Origin of the sequence: Brasilonema sennae CENA114, from assembly GCF_006968745.1 — a bacterium.
In the GTDB taxonomy this organism is placed as follows: domain Bacteria; phylum Cyanobacteriota; class Cyanobacteriia; order Cyanobacteriales; family Nostocaceae; genus Brasilonema; species Brasilonema sennae.
The window spans coordinates 4,859,872-4,884,999 of sequence record NZ_CP030118.1 but is presented as its reverse complement, the minus strand read 5'-3'; the positions used below and the strand labels follow the sequence as shown (position 1 = coordinate 4,884,999).

The window sequence follows — 25,128 nt, the reverse complement described above, 5'->3', positions numbered from 1 at the left end:
TCAACCATTAATTCAGTTGCATACAGCAGACTTGAGTTGAAAATTGTTAATGCAAAAATTTATAAAATATAAGATGTAAGCAGGTGTGCAAATGGGCAAAAACCTTTTCGAGCTACCAGCTAAGTTTTCTACATTGGTTGAACTTCTCCAAAGTCGAGCACTCCAGCAACCCGAGCAGAAAGCATATTCTTTTGTGATTGATTCTGAGGTAGAAGGACCTTGTCTTACCTACGGTGAACTCGATTATCAAGCGAGGATCATTGCTGCCTTGCTTCAAAGTTATGGAGTCGTTGGTGGAGAGCGTGCTTTGCTGCTATACCCGCCTGGTTTGGAATTCATCGCGGCGTTCTTCGGGTGTTTGTATGCTGGGGTTGTTGCAGTCCCCGCTTATCCACCCCGGGCTAACCAATCATTGTCCCGACTCCAAGCTGTTGTGGCGGATGCACGCTCAGCAATCGCACTAACCACCACAACTGTCTTGTCCAACATTGAGCAACAATTTGCCCAATATCCAAATTTACAAACTTTGCGGTTGCTGGCTACCGACAATATGATTGCTAGCGACTTAGTACATGCATGGCAGGAGCCATCTGTCAACAGCAACACACTAGCGTTTCTCCAATACACCTCAGGCTCTACAGGTACACCAAAAGGGGTGATGGTGAGTCATGGGAATTTGTTGCATAACTCGGAGTATATCAAGACAGCTTTTGAACTCACATCTGAGAGTGTATCTGTCAGTTGGTTACCTAGTTTTCATGACATGGGATTGCTCGACGGCGTTATTCAACCCTTGTATACAGGTTTTCTAGGGGTCTTAATGCCGCCAGCATCCTTTGTTCAGCAACCAATTCGATGGCTCAAGGCAATTTCCCACTATCAGGCAACTCATTGCGGCGGTCCTAACTTCGGTTATGACCTTTGTGTAAGCAAGACGACTCCCCAACAACGAGAAACTCTTGATTTGAGTAGTTGGTCTAGTGCTTACAACGGTGCTGAGCCAGTTCGCAAAGAAACTCTAGAGCAATTTGCATCTACCTTCAAACCCTATGGCTTCCGTAGCAATTTCTTCTATCCCTGTTACGGTATGGCTGAAACTACTCTGATGGTTTCAGGAGGATTAGTGAAAGATGAGCCAATTTATTGTGCGATCGATGCAGAGGCACTCAAACAAAATCGAGTCGTCAGCAGTCAAGTCGATAATCAAAGAGTTAGACACATAGTAGGGTGTGGGCGTTCATGGCTCGATACGAAAATTGCAATTGTTGACCCACAATCACTCAAGCAATGTACTTCGGAACAGATTGGAGAAATTTGGGTATCTGGAGCCAGCGTAGCTCAGGGTTATTGGAATCGACAAGAGCAGACTGAGCAAACCTTTCAAGCATATTTTGCAAACACAGGTGAAGGCCCATTTTTACGTACTGGGGATCTAGGATTTTTAAAAGATGGTGAGTTGTTCGTCACTGGCCGACTCAAAGACCTAATTATTATCCGAGGACGCAACTACTATCCTCAAGACATTGAACTGACAGTAGCGCAGAGCCACCCAGCACTGCAACAAGGCGGTAGTGCAGCGTTTGCAATTGATGTTGGCGGCGAAGAGAGATTAGTTATTGCCCAAGAAGTTAAGCGTAGTTTCCTGCGGAATTTGGCGACTGAGGAAGTCATTGCAACTATCCGTCAAGCAGTAACAGAAGAACATGAACTGCAAGTTTATGCACTGTTGCTGCTCAAACCAGGGAGTATCCCCAAAACTTCTAGTGGCAAGGTTCAGCGCCATGCTTGTCGAACTAGTTTTTTGGCGGGAAGTTTGGAGAGTGTCGCCAGCAGCATTTTAGAAGAATCTCATACTACAGTCAGTACAGCCAGCCTCACTTATTCAGCAGTCCTGGCATTAGAGCCACAAGAGCGTCAGTTACAGTTAACGTGTTATCTTCAGCAGCAAGTCGCTCAGGTTCTCAAAATAATCCCCTCACTCGTCAACCCACAGCAACCCTTAAACACTCTGGGACTCGATTCCTTAATGGCGATAGAACTCCAGCACACCATTGAAACTAACTTGGGTGTAGTCTTACCGATGACTAGCTTTCTGGGGAGTTCCAGTATCAACCAATTAGCAACCGCAGTACTTGCCCAATTAACTAATGTTGCTTCTGCACCAAAAAGTGATCCAGCCTCGGCTAAAGAAACTATCACTGAGTATCCCCTTTCCTACGGTCAACAAGCTCTGTACTTTTTACACCAACTAGCACCAGAGAGTCCTGCTTACAATATTGCCAATGCTGTGCGTATTTGTGGTGAACTTGATATTGCCGCCTTGCACCGAGCATTTCAGACTTTAGTAGAACGCCATTCTTCGCTGTGTACAACTTTCAGAAATGCCGACGGACAACCTATGCAGCAAGTCCACAAGCATGTAGAGGTGTGGTTTCAACAGGAAGATGCAGCAACATGGGATGAGGAATTTCTGAGCTATCGCCTGCTAAAAGAAGCGTACCGTCCCTTCAATCTTGAGCAGAGTCCCCTAATGCGAGTGAGTCTGTTCACTCGCTCACCCCAAGAACACATTCTTCTGCTGGTTGTCCACCACATCGTAGCAGACTTCTGGAGCCTCACCGTGCTGGTGGATGAGTTGGGAACACTGTACCAAGCCCAAAAGAATAATACACCTGTCACCCTGCCTCCTTTGCTCTGGCAGTACACCGACTATGTGCGGGAACAGGCGAAAATGCTAGCAAGTCCAGAAGGTGAGCGGCTGTGGCGCTACTGGCAAAAGCAGTTGGCAGGAGAGTTACCTGTATTAAATTTGCCAACTGACCGTCCACGTCCCGCCATTCAAACCTATCGAGGGGCTTCTCTAGGTTGCAAGCTGAGTGCAGAACTAACTCAAAAGCTACAAGATTTTAGCCGCAAACGTGGAGTTACTCTCTACATGACAATGCTAGCAGCCTTTCAAGTGCTACTTTACCGCGAAACAGGTCAAGAAGACCTACTAGTGGGTTCCCCGACAACAGGCAGAAGTCGAACTGATGTGGCAGGACTGGTGGGTTACTTCGTGAATCCGGTAGTTTTGCGAGCCAATCTATCAGGAAATCCCACCTTTGATGAGTTTCTCGCTCAAGTACGTTCCTGTGTACTGGATGCTTTTGATCACCAGGACTACCCCTTCGCACGACTGATTGAGCAACTACAACCAGTGCGAGACCCCAGTCGTTCGCCACTATTTCAAGTGATGTTTGTTTTGCAGAAAGCGCACCTCCTCAACGAGTCAGGTTTGACAGCTTTTGCTTTAGGGGAAACAGGAGCAAGGATAAAACTAGGGGAACTAGAGTTAGAGTCCCTAGCCCTCGAACAGCGAATTGCTCAGTTCGACCTCACTCTAATGATGGCTCTTGTGGATGAAACACTATCTGCTTCTTGGCAATACAACACAGACTTATTTGATGCTGCCACTATTGCGCGAATAGCTGGTCATTTTCAGACCTTACTAGAAGGTATCGTCGCTGACTCACAGCAGCACATCTGTTTTCTACCACTCCTCACCGAATTAGAACAACAACAATTATTAGTAGAGTGGAATGCTACTCAAGTAAATTATGCTCATGCTACCTGTCTCCATCAACAATTTGAGGCTCAGGTACAGCAGACACCAGATGCAGTGGCGGTGGTATTTGAACAAGAACAACTCACCTACACTGAGTTAAATCAACGGGCAAACCAGTTAGCACACCATCTGCAAACTTTGGGAGTAGAGCCAGAGGTGTTGGTTGGCATCTACCTAGAGCGTTCACCAGAGATGGTGGTGAGTATCTTAGCGACTCTCAAGGCTGGAGGAGCTTACGTTCCTCTAGATCCCAGCTATCCTCAAGAACGTCTAGCTTTCATGCTGAAAGATGCCCAAGTTTCAGTGTTGTTGACTCAAGAGAAATTTTTCACAGCTTTGCCTGAGCATCGGGCAAAAGTGGTCTTGGTGGACAAAAACAATGAGGCCCGGGCTAGTGATAGTGTGGACAACCCAGTTAGCCAGGTGACAACTGATAATTTAGCTTATGTCATTTACACCTCTGGCTCGACTGGCAAACCAAAGGGGGTAATGAACACTCATGGAGGAATTTGCAATCGTCTCTCCTGGATGCAGGAAACCTATCAACTGACAACAGTAGATAGAGTGTTGCAAAAAACACCATTTAGCTTTGATGTCTCGATTTGGGAATTCTTCTGGCCTTTGACTACCGGAGCAGTAAGCGTGGTAGCTCGACCAGGAGGTCATCAAGATAGCGCTTACCTCGTTGAGATCATAAAAGAGCAGCAAATCACCACGCTACATTTTGTTCCTTCAATGTTGCAAGTGTTTCTTGAGGAACCTGGTGTGGAAACTTGTTACTGCTTGAGGCAGGTAATGTGCAGTGGGGAAGCACTACCTTTCAAACTACAAGAACAATTTTTTGCGCGTTTGGATGCAGACCTCCACAATTTATACGGACCAACGGAAGCAGCTATTGATGTCACATTTTGGGCTTGTGAGCGTGAGAATCCTAAATACACTGTCCCCATTGGTCGCCCCATTGCCAATACGCAAATTTATCTGCTAGATAATCACTTGCAACCAGTGCCTGTTGGCGTACCGGGGGAACTACACATTGGCGGTGTGGGTTTAGCTAGGGGTTATCTTCACCAGCCAGAACTAACAGCTCTGAAATTTATTCCCAATCCCTTTAGTGATAAGCTTGGGACACGCCTTTATAAAACTGGGGATTTGGCGCGTTACCTTCCTGATGGCAACATTGAGTATCTGGGACGACTCGACGATCAAGTTAAGTTGCGAGGGTTCCGCATTGAGTTAGGAGAGATTGAAGCGGTATTGAGTCAACACCCAGCATTGCGCGAGGTTGTTGTCTTGATGAGAGAAATTGAGAGGAGGGAACAACACCGAGACTTTACACCACTGGTTGACGTAGAAAATTCATCAACAATTACTGGTTTGCGTCGCTTACTCAAGGGAGAATTAGCTGCATCTCGGGCAGACTCTAGGAACCAGCAATTAGTTGCTTATTGCGTCACCCGTCATCAGCCAGCACCCACAACTACCGAACTGCGTCGTTTTCTCTTAGAGCAGTTCCCCGATTACATGGTTCCTGCGGCTTTCGTCCTGCTGGATGCACTTCCTTTGACTGCAAATGGTAAGGTAGACAGGCGAATGCTACCAGCTCCTGGAAAAGCTAGACCGGAGTTAGAAAAAGCTTTTGTCGCACCTCGCACTCCACAAGAGCAGACATTGGCAGAGGTTTGGGCAGAGGTGTTGGACATTGAACAGGTGGGCATTCACGACAACTTTTTTGAGTTGGGAGGGGATTCGATTCGTAGCATTCAAGTGTTAGCTAAAGCCACTGCAAAAGGTTTAAGCTTCTCCTTGGCACAAATTTTCCAGCATCAGACCATCGAATCTCTGGCACAAGAAATTACCTTTGTCGAACCCAGTGGTTTAGTTACTCAGAAAACAGAGCCATTTAGCCTGATTTCTCACGCAGAACGGCATCTTCTACCCCAAGGCGTAGAAGATGCTTATCCTTTGGCTAGGGTTCAGGCTGGGGTAATTTTTCACACTCAGTCTATGCCTGAGGAGCCAATGTACCATGACATTTTCCTGTACAATTTGCAAGTTCGTCTAGACAATGAACTGTTTCAAAAAGCCGTACAGCAGGTTGTGGAGCGTCATCCCATCCTGCGGACATCATTTGATCTGACCAACTTTAGCGAACCCCTACAGTTAGTTCATCAACAAGTCACTGCTCCCTTTCAAGTTGAGGACTTGCGCGATTTATCACCAGAGCAACAACAACAAGCACTTTCTACCTGGATAAAAGCTGAAAAAAGACAAAATTTTGACTGGTCTTGTCCGCCATTTATTCGCTTTTTTATTCATCGCCTCACGAATCAGTCATTTTATCTCACCTTTAGTTGTCACACTTCTATTCTTGACGGCTGGAGCAAGGCTTGTTTGCTGACAGAATTGCTACACCATTATGATACCTTGCTGAATAATAAAGGTGAAGTCATTGAACCACCCCTAACAATTGCTTATCGAGATTTTGTCGCCTTAGAGCGTTCAACATTGCGATCGCCTGACTCTCAAAACTTTTGGATGCAAAAATTAGCAGATTGCGTCACCACAAAACTAGCCCGTTGGGTAGTGACTCACCGCACCACAGATAAACCGAAAATTGGGTTTTTGGATGTCCCGATTTCTCCTGAGCTTTCCGAGAAATTGCAAAAACTGGCTCGGTTAGCAGAAGTTCCCCTCAAAAACATCTTGTTAGCTGCACACCTCAGAGTGATGAGTTTGTTAAGCGGTGAGAGTGATGTCCTCACAGGACTTGAGTCTAATGGACGCTTGGAAGAGGCTGACAGTGAGAAAACCTTAGGAATCCATTTGAACACAGTTCCTTTCCGTTTGCAACTGACGGGGGGAACTTGGCTAGAGTTGGTGCAGCAGGTCTTTGTAGCCGAACGAGAGTTGTTACCCTTTAGACGTTATCCCTACGCAGATTTACACCAACTTGTCGGGCGTCAGGCTCTACAGCCCTTGGTGGAAACTGTCTTTAACTACACTCACTTTCATGTTTATCAAAGTTTGCAAACTTTCCAAGATTTGGAAATTTTAGGGGCGAGGGGTTTTGGTGAAACTCATTTTACATTACGGTCTGAGTTTAATCTCAATCATGCCTCAGACTGCATACAACTCGATTTAGAGTGTGACTTGACACAGATAAGCCATGCCCAGTTAGAGACTATTGGCAGTTATTTTATTGAAACGCTAACAGCAATGTCTGTACAGCCGTTTGCACGTTATGAGTCTCAATGTCTTTTGGGCGATCGCCAACGGCAGATGTTGCTCGTGGAGTGGAATCACACCGCAAACAAATATCCACAAGAGTGCTGTATCCATCAACACTTTGAGGCTATGGCAGCACAAAATCCTAATGCGATCGCCATCGTCTTTGAAGGTGAGCAACTCAGTTACCAACAGCTAAATCATCGAGCGAATGCCCTTGCCCATTATTTGCAGCGTCTAGGAGTAGTCCCCGATGTGCCGGTGGCTCTCTGTGTCGAGCGTTCTCTAGAAATGATTGTGGGAATTTTAGGAATTCTCAAAGCAGGAGGAGCTTACGTACCCATAGATCCAACATATCCCCGAGAAAACCTGGCTTTTATGCTGCAAGATGCTCAGGTGCCAGTCCTGCTGACTCAGGCACGGCTAGTAGCAGACTTACCTGCACACACCGCCCAGACTGTCTGTCTAGACTCAGATTGGCACATCATAGCGCCGGAAAGTCCAGAAAACCCCAGCATTACAAGCACATTAGAAAACCTAGCTTACATCATCTACACCTCAGGTTCCACTGGTCAACCGAAGGGAGTACTCGTTACCCAGCAAAACTTAGTCCACTCCACAAGAGCGCGGATTGCTTATTACCCAGAACCCGTTACCAGTTTCTTATTAATTCCCTCCTTCGCTTTTGATAGCTCAGTTGGTTGCATATTTTGGACTTTATGTCAAGGAGGTAAACTTGTGCTGTTAAGAGAGGGTTCCCAGAGAGATATTTGGCAATTAACCAAGCTGATTGCCCAACATCAGGTTTCACACTGGTTGAGTGTTCCCTCACTTTACAGTACTCTACTTGTTACTATAGACCCGGATCTACTTGTCTGGTTGCACAGTGTCATTGTTGCCGGGGAATCTTGTTCCACAGAGTTAGTGGAACGTCATCGCCTAAGCTTGCCCCATACATCCTTATTTAATGAGTATGGTCCAACAGAAGCAACAGTTTGGAGCAGTGTCTACAATTGTCAAAATCATGATTTGAACAATCCTGTGCCAATTGGTCGCCCAATTGCTAACACTCAGATATATTTACTGGATTCTCACCTCCAACCAGTACCAATTGGAGTGCCTGGTGAACTGCATATTGGTGGTTTCGGTCTGGCTAGGGGCTATCTTAACCAACCTGAGCTAACTGCCCAAAAGTTCATAGCTGATCCGTTTAGTGAGGAACCGAATGCACGCCTATACAAAACTGGAGATTTAGCGCGTTACCTACTAGATGGAAACATAGAGTTCTTGGGGCGAATCGATAATCAGGTTAAGCTCAGGGGGTATCGTATCGAACTAACGGCGATAGAAGCACTGTTACTCCAACATCCTGTTGTTGTAGAAGCGGTGGTTATACTTCGAGAAGAAGAATCAGGTAGCAAACGCTTAGTTGCCTACGTAGTGCCAAAGCAAAAAACTGCACCTGCAACCAATGAATTGCGGAGTTTCTTGCGGCAGAAGTTACCAGAATATATGATTCCTAGTGCCTTTGTTGTCTTAGAACAATTGCCATTGACTCCCAGTGGGAAGGTTGATCGTCGGCATTTGCCTGCACCTGAGCAAGTACAATCCCAGCTAGAAATGTCGATGGAGGAAAAAAGCACAGCAGAGCAAACTTACGTAGCAGCCCGCACGCCAGTGGAAGAAGCGCTAGCCACAATCTGGAGTCAGGTTTTGGGAATTAAGCCCTTGGGTATCCACGACAACTTTTTAGAGTTGGGAGGTGATTCGATTCAGAGCATTCAAGTTGTGGCTAAAGCTTATGAAGCGGGGTTGAAATTCAGTATCAATCAGCTATTTGAACATCTGACAATTGCAGAATTAGCAATGGTGGTGGAGACAATTTCGGTTTCACAGGAACAAGAGCGATACGCCTTTGGCGATAAGCGAAGCTTAACGCCCGCATCGCCAATCACTCATTTTTCGTCCACTGATACGCCAAGCTTCACACCCTCAGATTTTCCAGAAGCTGAGTTAACTCAAGAAGAACTAAATAAGCTTTTTATGAACAACACAGAAATCCCTAGATATGGAAGCTAAAAATATAGAGGACATCTACACACTCTCACCTACCCAACAGGGTATGCTGTTTCACATCCTCTCTGCTCCAGATTCCAGGATGTATTTTGAGCAGACGCTATGTACCTTGCATGGCACTCTCAATATCGCAGCTTTTGAGCAGGCTTGGCAGCAAATAGTAGACCGACATCCGAGTTTGAGGACAGCTTTTGTATGGCAAGGTCTAAATCAACCAGTTCAAATAGTACACCAACAAGCTAAACTATCGATACAGCAGTATGATTGGCTTAAGCTCTCAACTGCTGAGCAGGAAGCGCAACTACAAATTTACCTGGAAGCAGACCGCAAACATAGCTTTGAGCTTGCTAAACCACCCTTAATGCGGCTCATTTTAATCCAGACTAATGTGGACACTTACCAATTTATCTGGAGTATTTGTCACTTGGTACTGGATGCGTGGTGTGTTAACACCATCCTCAAGGAATTTTTTTGCGTCTACGAGGCGCTTTGCCAAAATCAAATTCTCCAATTGCAACCAAGCCGTCTCTATCGGGACTACATTGCTTGGCTGAAGCAGCAGGATTTATCGGAGGCTGAGGTCTTCTGGCGAAAAGTTCTTCAGGGCTTCACAACACCAACTCCTTTAGTAGGAGACTGGATAGCCAATGACTCCCTTGATCAGCACCAAGGTTTCAGTCAACAACAAGTCCAGCTGTCGCTAGCAACCACAGAAGCACTCAAGTCTTTAGCGCAACAACACCATTTGACGCTCAACACCTTCATACAAGGGGTTTGGGCTTTGTTGTTGAGTTATTACAGTGGTGAAGCAGATGTCGTTTACGGAACTGTTGTATCTGGTCGTCCGCCCACCCTACCAGGGGTTTCCTCTATGGTGGGAGTCTTTATCAACACCCTACCAACGCGCTTACTCGTGTCTGGTGAAGCTTCGCTCCTGTCTTGGTTAAAAGAACTTCAGTTCCAGCAGCTGAATATACGTAAATACGAGTGTACTCCTCTAGTCCAAATCCAGAATTGGAGTGAAGTACCCCCAGGGATGCCTTTATTTGAGAGTATTTTGGTATTTGAAAACTCCTCAGTAAATATCTCTAGCTTACCTACAGGAAACTTGAGGATTGACAATGTTCGTTCTGTTATTAACTCTAACTATCCTCTTGTTTTCTTAGTTAAACCTTGGTCGCAGTTATCGTTAAATATATTTTATGACTTACGCTACTTCAGCACCGTAACGGTAGCCAGAATGTTAAGTCATGTCGCAGCACTGCTCAATAATATAGTTGCCGATCCCAACACTACACTGGCAGCTTTGACACAGAGTATTGTTAACAATCCAGAACAATTGATTAGTGATGTCGAGCGACAACAACTGCTCGTTGAATTTAACAATACAAGAAGAGATTATATTAACGACAAGTGTATCCACCAATTAATTGAGGAACAGGCAGAACGTACCCCGGAAAACGTAGCTGTGGTGTTTAAAAAGCAGCAAATCACTTACCAAGAACTGAACACCAGAGCCAATCAACTAGCACACCATCTTCAGGCTTTGGGAGTTGGATCGGATGTATTAGTAGCGATTTGCGTAGAACGTTCTTGGGAAATGCTGGTAGGTATACTAGCTATTCTCAAAGCTGGAGGAGCGTATGTACCAATTGATCCAACTTATCCAAATCAGCGACTGGCTTATATGCTGGAAGATTCTCAGGTGTCAGTAGTATTGACTCAAGAACAGTTGGTGAAAAAGTTACCGGATATTGGGGCGCAAGTACTTTGCTTAGATACTCTTTGGGATGCAATTACCCAAGAAAGTGATGAGAATCCTAAAACAGAAGTCATTCCTGATAACCTGGTCTACTTAATTTATACTTCTGGATCTACAGGACAACCCAAAGGAGTGCAGGTTACGCATCAAAACTTAGTTCACTCCACAACTGCTCGCATCTGTTACTACGATCAACCTGTAACAGGCTTTCTGTTAACTTCACCTTTTGCTTTCGATAGTTCTGTTGCTTGCATTTTTTGGACACTTTGTCAAGGTGGTTTTGTTTCCGTTTTACCAGAAAATTGGCAACTAGATATTAAACAGATTATAGAGGCGATCGCTCAACAACAAATTTCTCATTTATTATGTCTGCCATCTCTCTATAAGCTGATTTTAGAGCAAGCCCAACCACAGCAACTAATTAGCCTGCAAACCGTAATTGTCGCTGGAGAATCCTGTCCAAAAGAGCTTGTTAAGCAACACCGTGAATTACTACCCCAGACATCTTTATTTAATGAGTATGGTCCAACAGAAGCAACGGTTTGGAGCAGTGTATACAATTGTCAAAATCATGATTTGAAAAATCCTGTGCCAATTGGTCGCCCAATTGCTAACACCCAGATTTATTTATTGGATTCTCATCTCCAACCAGTACCCATTGGTGTATCGGGTGAGGTACATATTGGTGGTTTCGGTCTGGCTAAGGGCTATCTTAACCGTCCTGAACTAACTGCCCAAAAGTTCATTCCCAATCCGTTTAGCGATGAACCAAACGCACGCCTCTACAAAACTGGGGATTTAGGGCGTTACCTCCCGGATGGAAACATTAAGTTTCTCGGTCGTCTCGATCAGCAGGTCAAGATTCGAGGGTACCGCATTGAGATCACTGAAATTGAAGCTGTTCTAAATCAACACTCGGCTGTGCAAGAAGCGATAGTCGTCGCCCAAGAAGATATCCACACTCATCGGCGTTTAGTAGCTTATATTGTCCCAGAAAAGGAGCAAATACCCACAGTTGATGACTTACGTAGCTTCTTGAAAAATCGCTTGCCAGAGTATATGCTGCCTTCAGTGTTCGTGATGCTGAAGGCGCTACCACTGACACCCAATGGTAAGGTAGATCGTCAAGCGCTTCCCATCCCCGACCAAGAAAGACCAAATCTGGAAGCAGCATTTGTCCCACCTAGCACTCCAATCGAAGTAGCACTAGCAGAGATTTGGTCAGAAGTTCTTGGTGTAGAACAAGTGGGCATTCACGACAACTTCTTAAAGCTGGGAGGAGATTCTCTGCGCAGTATTCAAGTATTATCCAGAGCCAATGACCGAGGATTAAGTTTCTCTTTGCAAGAGTTTACCCAAAATCCGACAATTTACGAACTTTCCCAACTTATTAAGACGGCTGAAGAACTGCGGATACCCGCAATACGACCAGTGTCTCGTGAGCAATACCGTATGCAGGCATCAATGGACAGCACTACCGATGGTGTCTGAAATTCACAACAAGGACTTGTAAAAGCACAATGACAGAGGAACTGTTTGTTTTTCCTACATCTTTTGCCCAGCAGCGACTGTGGTTTTTGCATCAGCTAGAGCCGAATAGCCCAGTATATAACATGACCTATGGGTTGCGGATAAGTGGGAATTTGAGGGTAAAAGCTCTGCAACAGGCTTTTGAGACCATCGTCACTCGCCATGAAATACTGCGTACTAACTTTACCACGGTGGATGGGAGTCCGGTACAAGTCATTGCCAAAAGCCGATCAATAGTCATAGCTGCGATCAACCTGAGCAAATGGTCAGAAGTAGACCGCGCTGCTGAAGTCCAGCGACTGATTACCCAGAAAGCAGAACATCCTTTTGACCTGGCACGCGATCCGTTACTGCTTGTCACCTTGCTACAATTAGGCGAGCAAGAATATGTCCTATTGCTGACACTACACCATATTATCTTTGATGGTTGGTCGCTTGGGGTTTTCATCCGAGAACTGACAGCACTCTACAAAGCCTTTTCTACCGGGACTGCTTCGCAACTTCCCGAACTGCCCATACAGTACGCTGACTATGCTATCTGGCAGAGGCAGTGGTTGCAACAAAGGGTACTCAAGACTCATTTGGACTACTGGAAACAACAGCTAGCAGGTTCTTTGCCTGTTCTGGAATTGCCCACAGACCGTCCGAGATTGGCAGTCCAGAATTTTCAAGGTGCAACTCAGTCTTTTTCATTGTCCTCTGATTTATCGCAGGCGCTCAAGCTTCTTAGCCAGCAAGAAGGAATCACCTTGTTTATGACTCTGCTGGCAGCATTCAAAACATTACTCTACCGCTATACAGGAGAAGGGGACATCATAGTCGGTTCACCTACTGCTAACCGTAATCGCCCCGAAATCGAAGGATTGATTGGGTTCTTCGTTAACACCCTTGTTCTGCGTACCGACCTTGGAGATAACCCCAGTTTTCGGCAGTTGCTTTTACGAGTACAGGAAGTAACATCAGGGGCATTTGACCATCAAGACTTGCCCTTCGAGAAGCTGGTAGAAGAAATACAGCCTGAACGCAGCCTCAGCCATACACCACTGTTTCAGGTGATGTTTGTCCTGCAAAATGCACCGATGCCACCCTTGGAGTTGCCAGAACTTACGCTGAGTCCTCTGATGGTTGACAGCAAAACAGCTAAGGTTGACTTGTCTGTATCTATGACAGATACACAGCAGGGACTGATCGGGAATCTAGAATACAACACCGACCTGTTTGAAGCAGCCACTATTAATAGAATGGTGGGGCATTTCCAAACTTTGCTCGAAAGTATTGTGGTTAATCCCGACCAGCGCCTCAGTGACTTGTCAATTTTGACAGAAGCAGAACGGCAGACTCTGTTGGTAAAGTGGAATAGCACACAAACAGAAATTTTGCAAGACTTGTGCATCCATGAACTGTTTGAAACTCAAGTAGAGCAGACACCGGATGCCGTTGCAGTCGTTTTTGAAAACCAACAGTTAACATACCGGGAACTGAACGCCAAGGCAAATCAGCTAGCGCGTTACTTAGATTCGCTTGGTGTGGGGCCAGAAGTGCTGGTGGGCATTTGTGTAGAGCGATCACCATCTCTGGTGATCGCTTTGTTGGGCATCCTCAAAGCTGGTGGGGCTTATGTACCCTTAGATCCCACTTATCCCCAAGAGCGCTTGAGTTGGATGTTATCAGATTCACAAGTGCCAATCCTCTTGACTCAGAAGCATTTGCTGGTAGAAAAAAAGTTTGATGGACTGCATGTAGTTTGCTTGGATACAGACTGGGAAGTCATTTCTCACGAGAGTGAAGAGAATCTCGTCAGTGATGCTACACCGGAAAATTTAGCATATGTCATTTACACATCAGGTTCTACAGGCAAACCAAAAGGAGTGATGATTCAACATCAGTCTTTAAGGAATTTCACTGAGGCGGCAATTGTTGAATATGGGCTTACCGAATGCGATCGCATACTACAGTTTGCCTCTATCAGTTTCGATACAGCAGTCGAAGAAATTTATCCCTGCCTGATCTGTGGTGGTACGCTAGTACTACGTAACGAACAGATGTTAATTGATATACCTAATTTCCTCAAACAATGTCGGGGATGGGAAATAACGGTATTAGATTTACCCACAGCATACTGGCATCATCTGACTTTTGAATTAACAACGACACAGCTAAAACTACCTGAATCATTACGTTTAGTAATTATTGGGGGAGAACGGGTACTTCCAGAACGAGTAAAAATGTGGCAAAAGTATGTAAGTGACTACCCGCAGTTATTCAACGGATACGGTCCTACAGAGGCAACTGTAGTAACCACAATTTACAAGTTACCAAAAGCTAGCTTTTCTTCAGATATTACATTGTCAGGAGTACCCATTGGCAAGCCTATTCGTAATGTTCAAGTGTACGTGCTGGATAAAAACCTACAGCCAGTCCCCATTGGCATCCAGGGTGAACTCTACATTGGCGGTGTTGGTTTAGCACGAGGTTACTTGAATCGCCCAGACTTAACTGAAGAAAAATTTATTCCTAACCCCTTTAACAATTCAAAATTCAAAATATGCCCGAAGGACTCAGCGTCTGGGCAGGAGATACAAAATTCAAAATTTAATCGCCTTTACAAGACTGGGGATTTAGTGCGTTATCTAAGAGACGGTAACATTGAGTTTCTCGATCGCATTGATAATCAGGTGAAGGTGCGCGGCTTCCGCATCGAACTTGGAGAAATTGAAGTGGTACTGACGCAACACTCAGAGGTTAGGGAAACTGTAGTCATAGCTCAACAAGACGCTACGGGCAACCAATACTTAATGGCTTATGTGGTTCCAAAGCAAAAGCCATTTCCGAAGAGCAGTGAACTACGCCGCTTTCTCAGGGATAAGTTGCCCGAATATATGCTGCCAAAAGTCTTTGTGATGCTAGAAGCACTACCACTCACTCCTAACGGCAAAGTAGACCGCACAGCGCTACCAATAGCTGAGCAAACCCGCTGTGATCATACCACAATTTACGTAGCGCCACGTACATCAACTGAGGAACAGTTAGCGATAATTTGGTCTGAGTTACTTGGTCTGGAACAACTTGGTATTAATGATAACTTTTTTGATTTAGGTGGTCATTCCTTACTACTGACTCAGCTGATTTTTCGAGTGCAAGAAACTTTTCAAGTAGAGCTACCCTTGCGTAGTTTGTTTGAAATGCCTACCGTAGCCAGCCTAGCCGAAAGTATTGAGAGGGTTAAAAACACAGGTTCTGATACTAGTGGCGGGAAAACTGTTGCACAGCTGAAAGTCGAAGCTGTTCTCGATCCCACAATTCGTCCTGAAGCTATTCAAAGGGAGTATACAACTGAGCCTGCTAATATCTTCTTAACCGGAGCTACAGGTTTTTTGGGAGCTTTTTTACTTGATGAACTTCTCCAAAAAACTCAAGCAGATGTCTATTGCTTGGTACGTGCTGCAAATGCTGAAGAAGGCAAAAATAAGCTCTGCAAAAACTTGGAAATGTATTCACTTGGGAACGAACATTTCAGTTCCAGAATCATCCCGATGATGGGAGATTTATCTCAGGCATTTTTTGGACTTTCTGAAGAACAATTTCTACTACTAGCAAATAAGATAGATGTTATTTATCACAATGGTGCTTTAGTTAATTTTGTTTATCCATACGAGCAACTGAAGGCGGCTAATGTTCTCGGAACGCAGGAAGTCTTGAGATTGGCAAGTTTAATCAAAGTTAAGCCTGTGCATTACGTTTCTACCCTTTCTGTTTTTCCCGCACAGAGCGATTCTGACGTACAAGTATTTCGCGAACAAGACTCTTTGGAACATGATGGAATTCTCCAAAGTGGCTATGCTCAGAGTAAATGGGTGGCGGAAAAATTAGTAGCGATCGCACGTTCTAGAGGACTTCCTGTAACTATCCACCGACTGGGAAGGATAACAGGAAACAGCAAAACAGGGATCTGGAACACAAATGATTTTATGTGCAGCATGATTAAGTGCTGTATTCAGCTTGGTAGTGTGCCAAAAATGGATGGTTTGGTGGACATGACACCTGTAGACTACGTAAGTCAAGCCATCATTTATTTATCTCAGCAAAAAGAATCCATTGAGGAAGTTTTTCACTTGCTCAATCCTCACCCAATTAAACTGGAAGAACTGATCAAGTTGGTATGTTCTTATGGCTATCCACTGCGGCTAGTTGCGTATGATGAATGGCGACAGGAGTTGATAACTGCTGCAAAATATTCTCCAGATCCCACGTTGTATTCCCTTTTGCCTTTATTTCCTGAAAATAGATCTAAAAATCAGATATCCATCGAAGAAAATCTTTCTCAATCAAGAATGACACAGTTCGATTGCAAAAACACACTTGATAAGTTAGCAGATACTTCTATTATCTGTCCTGCGATAGATGACAAACTTTTAAATAGCTACTTTGGTTACTTCACTCGTAGTGGTTTCCTGAATCACCCACACATGTAGAATGCGAGTATTTACCCTTATCTGGTTTGGGCAGCTTATTTCACTGATTGGCTCTGGGCTGACTCGATTTGCTCTAGGTGTCTGGGTATACCAGAATACTGGCTCAGTCACGCAATTTGCACTCATTTCTCTGTTTGCTATGCTCCCGAGCATCTTGATCTCACCAGTGGTTGGTGTGCTTGTAGATCGGTGGAACCGACGCTCTTGCATGATACTCAGCGATGCAGGAGCAGGGCTGAGTACCCTAGCTATTGCGCTATTGCTCTTTTCTGGTAAGCTTGAAGTTTGGCACATCTACGTGGCTGTAGCAGTCAGTTCAATCTTTAGCGCTTTCCAGTGGTCAGCCTATGCTGCTGCAACTACGATGCTTGTCCCAAAGCAACACCTTGGTCGTGCCAATGGTATGGTGCAACTTGCAGAGGCAGCTTCACGGCTGCTCTCACCGATGTTAGCAGGTGCGCTGGTTGTCACTATTCAGATTCAGGGTGTAATCCTGATTGACTGCGTTAGTTTCCTTTTTTCTCTGGTAACGCTGCTGCTCGTCCGATTTCCTAAGCCGAAAACTACCCCAGAGGATGAAGTGAGGCAGAGTTGGCGACTGCGGGAGTTTACTTATGGATGGACATACATTACTGCTCGTCCCGGACTACTTGGACTGTTAATTTTCTTTGCTGTCATTAATTTCTTCATAGGAGTTGTCAGTGTACTAGTTACACCACTGGTACTAGCTTTTGCTTCGGCTACTGTACTTGGCACTGTGCTGTCAATTGGTGGAAGCGGGATGTTGGTTGGTGGTCTGGTGATGAGTGCTTGGGGCGGACCAAAGAAGCGCATCCTTAGTGTGTTCGGCTTTACACTATCAGGTGGGCTGTCTATACTACTTGCGGGGCTTATGCCCTCTGTCCCGGTCTTCTTTGCTGCTGCCTTTATATACTATTTTGGGGTGTCGATGATCAATGGCTGCGACCAAGCCATCTGGCAGAGCAAAGTCGCACCTGCTGTCCAGGGACGAGTGTTTGCTGTGCGAAGTATGCTCGCTTTGGCATCCCTACCGCTTGGCTATCTGATTGCAGGACCATTAGTCGATCAAGTCTTCGAGCCCTTGCTTGCTGTCTCTGGACCATTGGCTGGAAGCATAGGACGGATTATCGGCGTGGGGCCAGGACACGGCATTGGTTTGTTGTTTGTTGTGATCGGAATGCTCACTATGCTAGCAACAGCTGGGGGCTATCTATATTTACCTTTACGGCTACTAGAGGAGCAATTACCAGATGCTTGACCTGCAAATGCGTGACAGCCAAAAAAAATTCTGATATTCCTCTGAATTTTGTGTTAAATAAGTTATTGATTTAGAGGATGTTCTATGCATTTTGATTTAGCAGAAACAATAAAGTCTTTAGGCTACTTTGGAGTATGGGCAATTGTATTTGCAGAGTCTGGCTTACTGATTGGCTTTTTTCTACCAGGAGATAGTTTGCTGTTTACTGCTGGATTTGTAGCATCTCAGGGACTACTTAACATCTGGGTTCTGATCATTGGCGCTTTTCTTGCTGCAGTGCTTGGTGATAATGTCGGTTATGCAACTGGATACAGATTTGGTCGTAGGCTCTTTCAAAAAGAAGATTCACGGTTATTTCATAAAAAACATTTGGTCACAACGACCGAATTTTATCACAAACATGGTAAGAAAACGCTTATATTAGCTCGATTTGTTCCAATAGTGCGGACTTTTGCGCCGATTATTGCTGGCGTTGGTAGCATGGATTATCGCACTTTTATGTTCTATAACTTGATTGGTGGATTTCTTTGGACATTCGGTATAACTCTGTTAGGATTTTTATTAGGAAATTCTCTACCAGCTGAACAGCTAGATAAGTATTTGTTACCAATTATTGGATTAATTGTTGTTGTTTCTTTAATACCATCAATTCTTCATATTATTAAAGAAAACAAGAATAAATGACAAAGAAGGGTTAGGTGGTTTGTTGAGTGACTTGCTCAAGAGGGTATCACGATCATGACTTCTTCAAACATAAACTTATAACGCTTAACGCTTAACGCTTAACAGGGTTGAAAATCTCGTGATGCCCGTATTTTCTCATTAGTTCATGTCCTAATCTACCTGGCAACGGTATATCCTGTGGATTGTGAACTATGCTTTGGATGTGACATAGCTACCAAGACTTCTGCGTTGGCAAGTCAAACAAGAGTCTGAGACGAGTGTTTTACTGCCCTAAAATCTTAAATTTACCATCTTTAATCTTAAGCAAGAGAGGTTGTATCTGTATTTCTCCTTGTGGAGTAAATTGGATTGTATTCCCGGAGGTTTCTTGGGGTGAAAGGTTTACTTGTCGCAGTCTTTGTAAAACTGTTGCGCGAGAGGGGTTAGAGGATAAAGCTTGAATCAACGCTTGAGTTGCGTCATAACTGGTGGCTGTACGCCAGCTAATCTGTCCTCCCCATTGCTGTGCGGCTTTTTGGGCAAAGTTTTGTGATTGTGGTGCTTCCCGAAACCAAGGTACACTTACAATCAAGCCTTCAATTGCGTTTCCGCCTTCTCTCAAAATTCTGTCATTATACAAAGTAGAATTACCCAACAACTCTAAGCTTTGTACCTTTGGGTTTTTTGAGGTAGCTTTAGCTTTGATAATTTCAAGCGCCATAGAGTTGTATTGCACATCTGAAAGCAACAACGCTGCCTGTGCCTGATATTGTTGAGATACGCTTTCGTTTAGTTTTTGGTCTACATCTAGTTTCTGCTCTGTTAAATCAATATTGCTAACAACTTGACCACCTAGTTGTTTGAATTTGTTTGTAAATTCATCCTTTAGATTATTGCTAAACGAGCTATCATGATTATAAAAAACAACAACTTTTTTTAAGTTTAGCTGATTCCAAAGATATCTAGCTAGTTGTTGACTGACTTTGACGTTAGAAGGGACTGTTCTAAAGAAAATTTTACCCTCTAAGAAGGTGCTAAGGCTAGTAGGAGAGATAACGGCTAAAGGTTCAGAAGCTTTTTGATATTCGTCTAGTCCGGCTTTGGTAGCTTCACTAGAATAGTGTCCAATAACTGCTAGCACAGACTTATCATCAACTAATTGCTGAGCAACTTGTTTCGCTTGTTCTGGGTTGTTACCATCATTAGCAATGGCAATTTCTAGTGAGTGACTATTCAGTCTATCCTTAAGATTATTATACTGATTTTGAGAGAGTGCCACACCACGCAAGATTTCTTTAGTAATATCTCGTTTATTTTGTACAGGTACAACGACGGCTATTGTGAAAGGAGAACCTTTTTGGCGAGCTAGGGCATTATTATAGTAAATCAATACTTCTGGATCGTTACGATTATATTGCACAGCTTGAGCAAAATAATCAACAGCTTGCTGGTAATTCTCTTGTTTGAATGCTTTAATTCCTTTGTCACGATATGGGTTGCGAATTGTGGGAAAGAGAGTGCGATCGCCCCGACTAATATTATTAGTTATATTATTTTGTTGTACGATACCAGCAAAACATAAAAGGTTATTACTATTTTGTGGACTCGCAGAACAAGAAATTGTCCACCTATACAAACTAAGACATGTAATAGTAAAGATTCCTAATGCTGTGGCTATTGCCTTTAATGATGTTCGTTTAGTCTTATAAGTTAAATGGATTTCTCGCCACCTTTGTTGTGTTACTATCCGTCCTGGTTCAATTTCCAAAACTTTTTCAAATTGCTGCTTTGCTAAGTCAAAATTTCCTTGAGTACTCAAATGATTTCCGTAGATTTCTAAAGCACGCAAATACGCTTCTTGATGACGTATAGGATCAACTTTGTAAGCTCGCTCGTAAAGTTGTAATGCTTTGTCGAAATTTTCCGTTTCTAAATATGCTTTAGCAAGAGGGGACAGAGTGCTGAAGTGATTGGGGTTAAGTTGTAGAACCTGCTCATAAAGTTCTATTGCATCATGATTTTTTCCTTCTTGATGAAGTTTACTAGCTTCTTGATGTAAAAGATGACTCTTTTCTTCTTCCAGTTTTTCTAGTTCAAAGATTTGTTTATGCAGGGGATGCTGTAGCAATAACCATCGGCGGAATAATTCAATTTTGACTTTACGTTGTGTTTCATCCAAAAAGTCATTTTTTACTAATTTTCTCTCGGAATGAATCAGGTCATCTGTTTCAATAACACCATGTTCTTGGAGTAGCGTTAAAGGTTCTTCCGGGAAAGGTTGTTGTTTTTCAAAAGCAATTCTTTGCGCTTGGGCCACAGATGATAAAACAACTTGTTCTGGAATAGAAATTCCATCCCATAACCATGCTAACCCAGCTTCCGCACTCTCCATTGCTTTGTCTATACTCGCTTCCACATCAGCACGAGTGACTTTCCAGTTATTTTCTATCCTGGCTTGTACGAAAAGAGTAAAACAGATGGCTTGAGTAAAATAAGGATGTCCTGCTGAAAGTTGCAGAATTGCTATGACTGCATCATCGTCATATTTCAGCACACCTTCAGCCGGTTTTGTAATGAGTTGCTTTGCACTGTTTTCATCTAGCAAACCAACTTCTTGGTAGGGCGCATTCTGAAATAAGTTGAGTAAATATGACTTATCTGCTAGTTTTTCTCTAAAAACTAAAATTAGAGATAGATTCTCTTGTTCTTGAATAAAATACTTGAAATGCTGACAAACGTTTCCAAGTAACATATTATTTTCAGAGTCAAACGTATCAGCTTTGTTCAGTAAAAATACTAATTTTTTTCCTTTTAAAGCTTCATAAACTTGAGGTAAAAACTCGCGACAAAAGATTTCTGGTTGTGTTTCTAACTCGGAAGCTGAAGGAAGTGTTATATTATGTATATCAATCTTTAAATCAGTTATAATATCTATAATTAGGTTATGCAAGAAGCTGCTGAGAGGCTCTCTGCTGTATTCTTGAAGGTCAAAGGTAACAAAGACAAATTCTTCTGACGCAACATACTTGGAAATATTGCGGATGATGGAGGACAGACCAATCCGTCGTTGACCGTACAAAAAGAGAACCTTAACACCTTGCTTTAAGTTATTCTCAATAAATTGGAATATCTTTTCTCGTCCGAACAATAATTCTTGTTCATCTATTGGACGACCAATGATGTAAGGATTTCTTCGAGTTATCAAATTAGTGATCATATCTGTTCTCAATAGGGAAACGATTTGTCCTTTCCTTTAGTTTTTTAGTAATGGCTTAAATCTACTTCCTTCAACTTTAATAAGAACGGGTTCCATTTGTATCTCTCCTTGCGAATTAAATTGGAGTTGATCCCCAGAGGTTTGTTGGGGTGAAAGGTTTACTTGTCGCAGTCTTTGTAAAACTGTTGCGCGAGAGGGGTTAGAGGATAAAGCTTGAATCAAAGCTTGAGTGGCGTCATAACTGGTAGCTGTGCGCCAGCTAATCTGTCCTCCCCATTGCTGTGCTGCTTTTTGAGCAAAGTTTTTTGATTGTGGTGCTTCCCGAAACCAAGGAATAGTTAAAACCAATCCTTCAATTGCATTTCCACCTTCTTTCAAGGTTGTGTGATCGTACAGAGTAGAACTACCTAATAACTTTAGAGATCGCACCCTTGGATTGTTGGATTCAGCCTTAGCTTTAGCAATTCCAAGTGCTGTACGAGTAAATTGCTGCTCTGGGAACAACAAAACTGCCTGTACTTGGTTTATAGATACACTCTCGTTTAATTTTCGGTCTGCATCCTGTTGTTTCATCCCTGCTAAATCAATTATCGAGGATTGACCGCCTAATTTTTCAAATTTTTTTGTAAATTCTTCTCTGAGATTGTCGCTATAGGCTTTGTCAAGATTATAGAAAATGACAACTTTTGTTAAGCCAAGTTGATTGCGAATATATTTAGCTAATTGTTCACCCTCTTTGATGTTAGAAGGGGTTGTCTTAAAGAAAGTCTCACCCTGTAATTGGCTACTGGAACTGGTGGGAGAAACAATTGCTAAGGGTTCAGCAGCCTTTTGATATTCGTATAGTGCTACTTTAGTAGCTTCACTAGAATAATGTCCAATGACTGCTAGTACAGATCTATCATCAAGAAGTTGCTGAGCGACTTGTTTGGCTTGTTGTGTGTCGTTACGATCATCGGCAATGGCAATTTCGAGTAATTGACCGTTAAATCCACCGTTATAATTAAATTGATTTTGGGCGATCGCCACACCACGCAACATTTCTTGAGCAATATCTTGTTTACTTCCCACAGGTACAACGACGGCTATTGTGAAGGGAGAATCTTTTTGGCGAGCTAGAGCATTGTTATAGTAAATCAAGACTTCTGGGTCATTGCGATTATATTGCACAGCTTGAGCAAAAAAATTCACAGCTTGCTGGTAATTCTTTTGTTGAAATGCTTTAATGCCTTGGTCACGATATGGGTTGCGAATTGTGGGAAAGAGAGTGCGATCGCCCTGACTAATATTATTCGTGATATTATTCTGTTGCGTAATACCCGCCACACAAAAAATACCATTAACTACTTTATATTGACCTGGACGACAAGGAGTTGCCCACCTATAAAAGACAAGTCCACTACCAAGACTCACAAGGGCAATTATTCCTGCTAGCGCTGCAATCGTCTTTAAAGAAATTTCCTGTGCTGAAATCGTCTGTAATTTGTTCTTAATTTCAACCTGGTAATTGCTGTTACTTATAGACTGATAAGGGCTTGGAGACTCAAAACTTTTAATTTCTTTCAGTCTTTGCAGTGCTGATATTCTATCAGGCTGAAGTTCCAAAACTCTGTTGTATTGGATCTTTGCCTGTGTATACTGTCTTTGTGTTGTCAACTCACTACCATATCTTTCCAACGCACTTAAAAGCGCTTCTTTATTACTTATCGGATCAACTTGGTTTGCTCGTTCGTAAAGTTGTAATGCTTTGTCGAAATTTCTTAATTCCAAGTTTAGCTTAGCTAGTGGTATCAAAGTGGGAAAATGATTGGGATTCAATGCTAAGGCTTGGTTATAAATATCGAGTGCTTGTTGCTTTTTTTCTTTTTTATTCTGTTGACTAGCTGCTTTGCACAAAGCATGAACTTCTTCTTCTTCAAACTTCTCCAATTCCCGTATTTCTTGCCGGAGTGGGTGTCTTCGCGCTAACCAAAGGCGGACAAATTCAATTTTGACTCTACGTTCTGTATTATCCAAGAAACCTTTTTTTGCTAGTTGGTTGATAGCTTGAACCAGTTCTTCTATTTGGATAACTCCATAATTTTTAAGTAAAGATAAGGGTTCTTCTGGATATCTTTGAACTTTATGAATAGCATTGTTTTGTGATTCTACTATAGCAGACAAAACGACTTTCTCCGCAATAGTTAATCCATCCCAGAACCATGCTAGTCCACCTTCTGCCTGCTCAATTGCTTTTTCTATTACATTTTCCACATCCGTACGAGTGACTATCCAGTTTTTATTATTTTTTGCAACCAATAAAATATTGAAGCAAATGACTTGAATAAAATAAGGATGCCCTGCTGTGAGTTCCACAATTGCTGTGATGGCATCCTGGGCGTATTCCAAAACACCTTGAGTTGGGTTACGAATTAGCCGCTTAGCACTTAGCTCATCTAGAAAACCAATTTCTTGATAAGGTGCACTCCTAAATAGCTTAATCAAATTTTTTAAATCACTGGGATGTCGCCCAGCAACCGAAATAATAAATAATTTCTCTTGCTGTTTTAGAAGCTTTTCTAAGTAAGGAAATAAACCTAAACCTTTCTCAAGTATGTTGTTGGTATCATCACAGATAACATCAAATTCATCTAGCAATAGCACCAGCTTCCTTCCACCTATTTTCTTATAAATTTGAGGTAGAAAGTGGCTAGAAAATATATTGACATCAGTTTTTAACTCTTTCTGTGTCGGCAGTTTGATATTATCTTGATTTAAATCCAGTTGGTTGACAATTTCTTCACTGACATCATGTAGAATCTCACATAAATCTGATTGAGCGTGATGTTGTAAATCATAATGAACAAAAGCAAACTCACTTGGAGCAATCCTGTTGGGAATTTGTTTGAGTACAGAAGACTTACCGATACGTCTGTGACCATGTAACAAGATAAATTTTATATTCTGTCTCAGATTGTCTTCAATGAAACTTAAGAGACTTTCTCTACCAAAAAATTTGTTAGGCTCATTAACCGGAATGCCAACAATATAGGGGTTTGGTATCATACATTTGGCATCATACATAATCTTTTCTAGCCTTTTATTCAATCATGTCTTGCAGTCGTTATAAGAGGTTATTTATAAAGTAAAGATTAAGTAGTCCAGTACGTTATGGCTTTGCTGTAAAACACCACTATATAACATGGTGTTGCCTTGCTTCGATGATGTTTTTCGTTAGAAATCATATCGAAAGGGTTCGCTGAACACAACGTTAGTTAAGTGTGAGGAGCATCCACATTACTTTTCGCTCCTAAA

The 25,128-nt window shown here is 43.0% G+C and carries 7 protein-coding genes; 5 read left to right on the top strand and 2 right to left on the bottom strand.

Annotation, left to right across the window (positions count from 1 at the left end):
- Positions 1-91: 91 nt before the first annotated feature.
- From DP114_RS20485 to DP114_RS20465, 5 genes are all read left to right on the top strand, one after another.
- Positions 92-8,914 (top strand): non-ribosomal peptide synthetase, encoded by an 8,823-nt coding sequence (locus DP114_RS20485; protein WP_171976993.1) that lies wholly within the window; start codon positions 92-94, stop codon positions 8,912-8,914.
- On the top strand, positions 8,904-12,164 hold the full coding sequence (locus tag DP114_RS20480; RefSeq protein ID WP_171976992.1) for a non-ribosomal peptide synthetase: 3,261 nt from the start codon (positions 8,904-8,906) through the stop codon (positions 12,162-12,164). Before DP114_RS20485 ends, DP114_RS20480 begins: the two co-directional genes overlap by 11 nt.
- 29 nt (positions 12,165-12,193) lie before the next feature.
- Positions 12,194-16,675, top strand: coding sequence for a non-ribosomal peptide synthetase family protein (locus DP114_RS20475; protein WP_171976991.1), 4,482 nt, complete (start codon positions 12,194-12,196; stop codon positions 16,673-16,675).
- 1 nt (position 16,676) lies between these two features.
- Complete coding sequence (locus DP114_RS20470; RefSeq protein ID WP_171976990.1) at positions 16,677-17,954, top strand: MFS transporter; 1,278 nt, start codon at positions 16,677-16,679, stop codon at positions 17,952-17,954.
- An 84-nt stretch (positions 17,955-18,038) separates the two neighbouring features.
- The gene (locus DP114_RS20465; protein ID WP_169266474.1) at positions 18,039-18,638 is read left to right on the top strand and encodes a DedA family protein; all 600 of its coding nucleotides are present in this window, start codon (positions 18,039-18,041) and stop codon (positions 18,636-18,638) included.
- 262 nt (positions 18,639-18,900) lie between these two features.
- Here DP114_RS20465 and DP114_RS20460 read toward each other — a convergent pair whose 3' ends face one another.
- Positions 18,901-21,834: an ABC transporter substrate-binding protein gene (locus DP114_RS20460; RefSeq protein ID WP_171976989.1), complete on the bottom strand. Its 2,934-nt coding sequence runs from the start codon at positions 21,832-21,834 to the stop codon at positions 18,901-18,903.
- Positions 21,835-21,870: 36 nt separating this feature from the next.
- The gene (locus tag DP114_RS20455) at positions 21,871-24,897 is read right to left on the bottom strand and encodes an ABC transporter substrate-binding protein (protein WP_171976988.1); all 3,027 of its coding nucleotides are present in this window, start codon (positions 24,895-24,897) and stop codon (positions 21,871-21,873) included.
- Positions 24,898-25,128 lie beyond the last annotated feature (231 nt).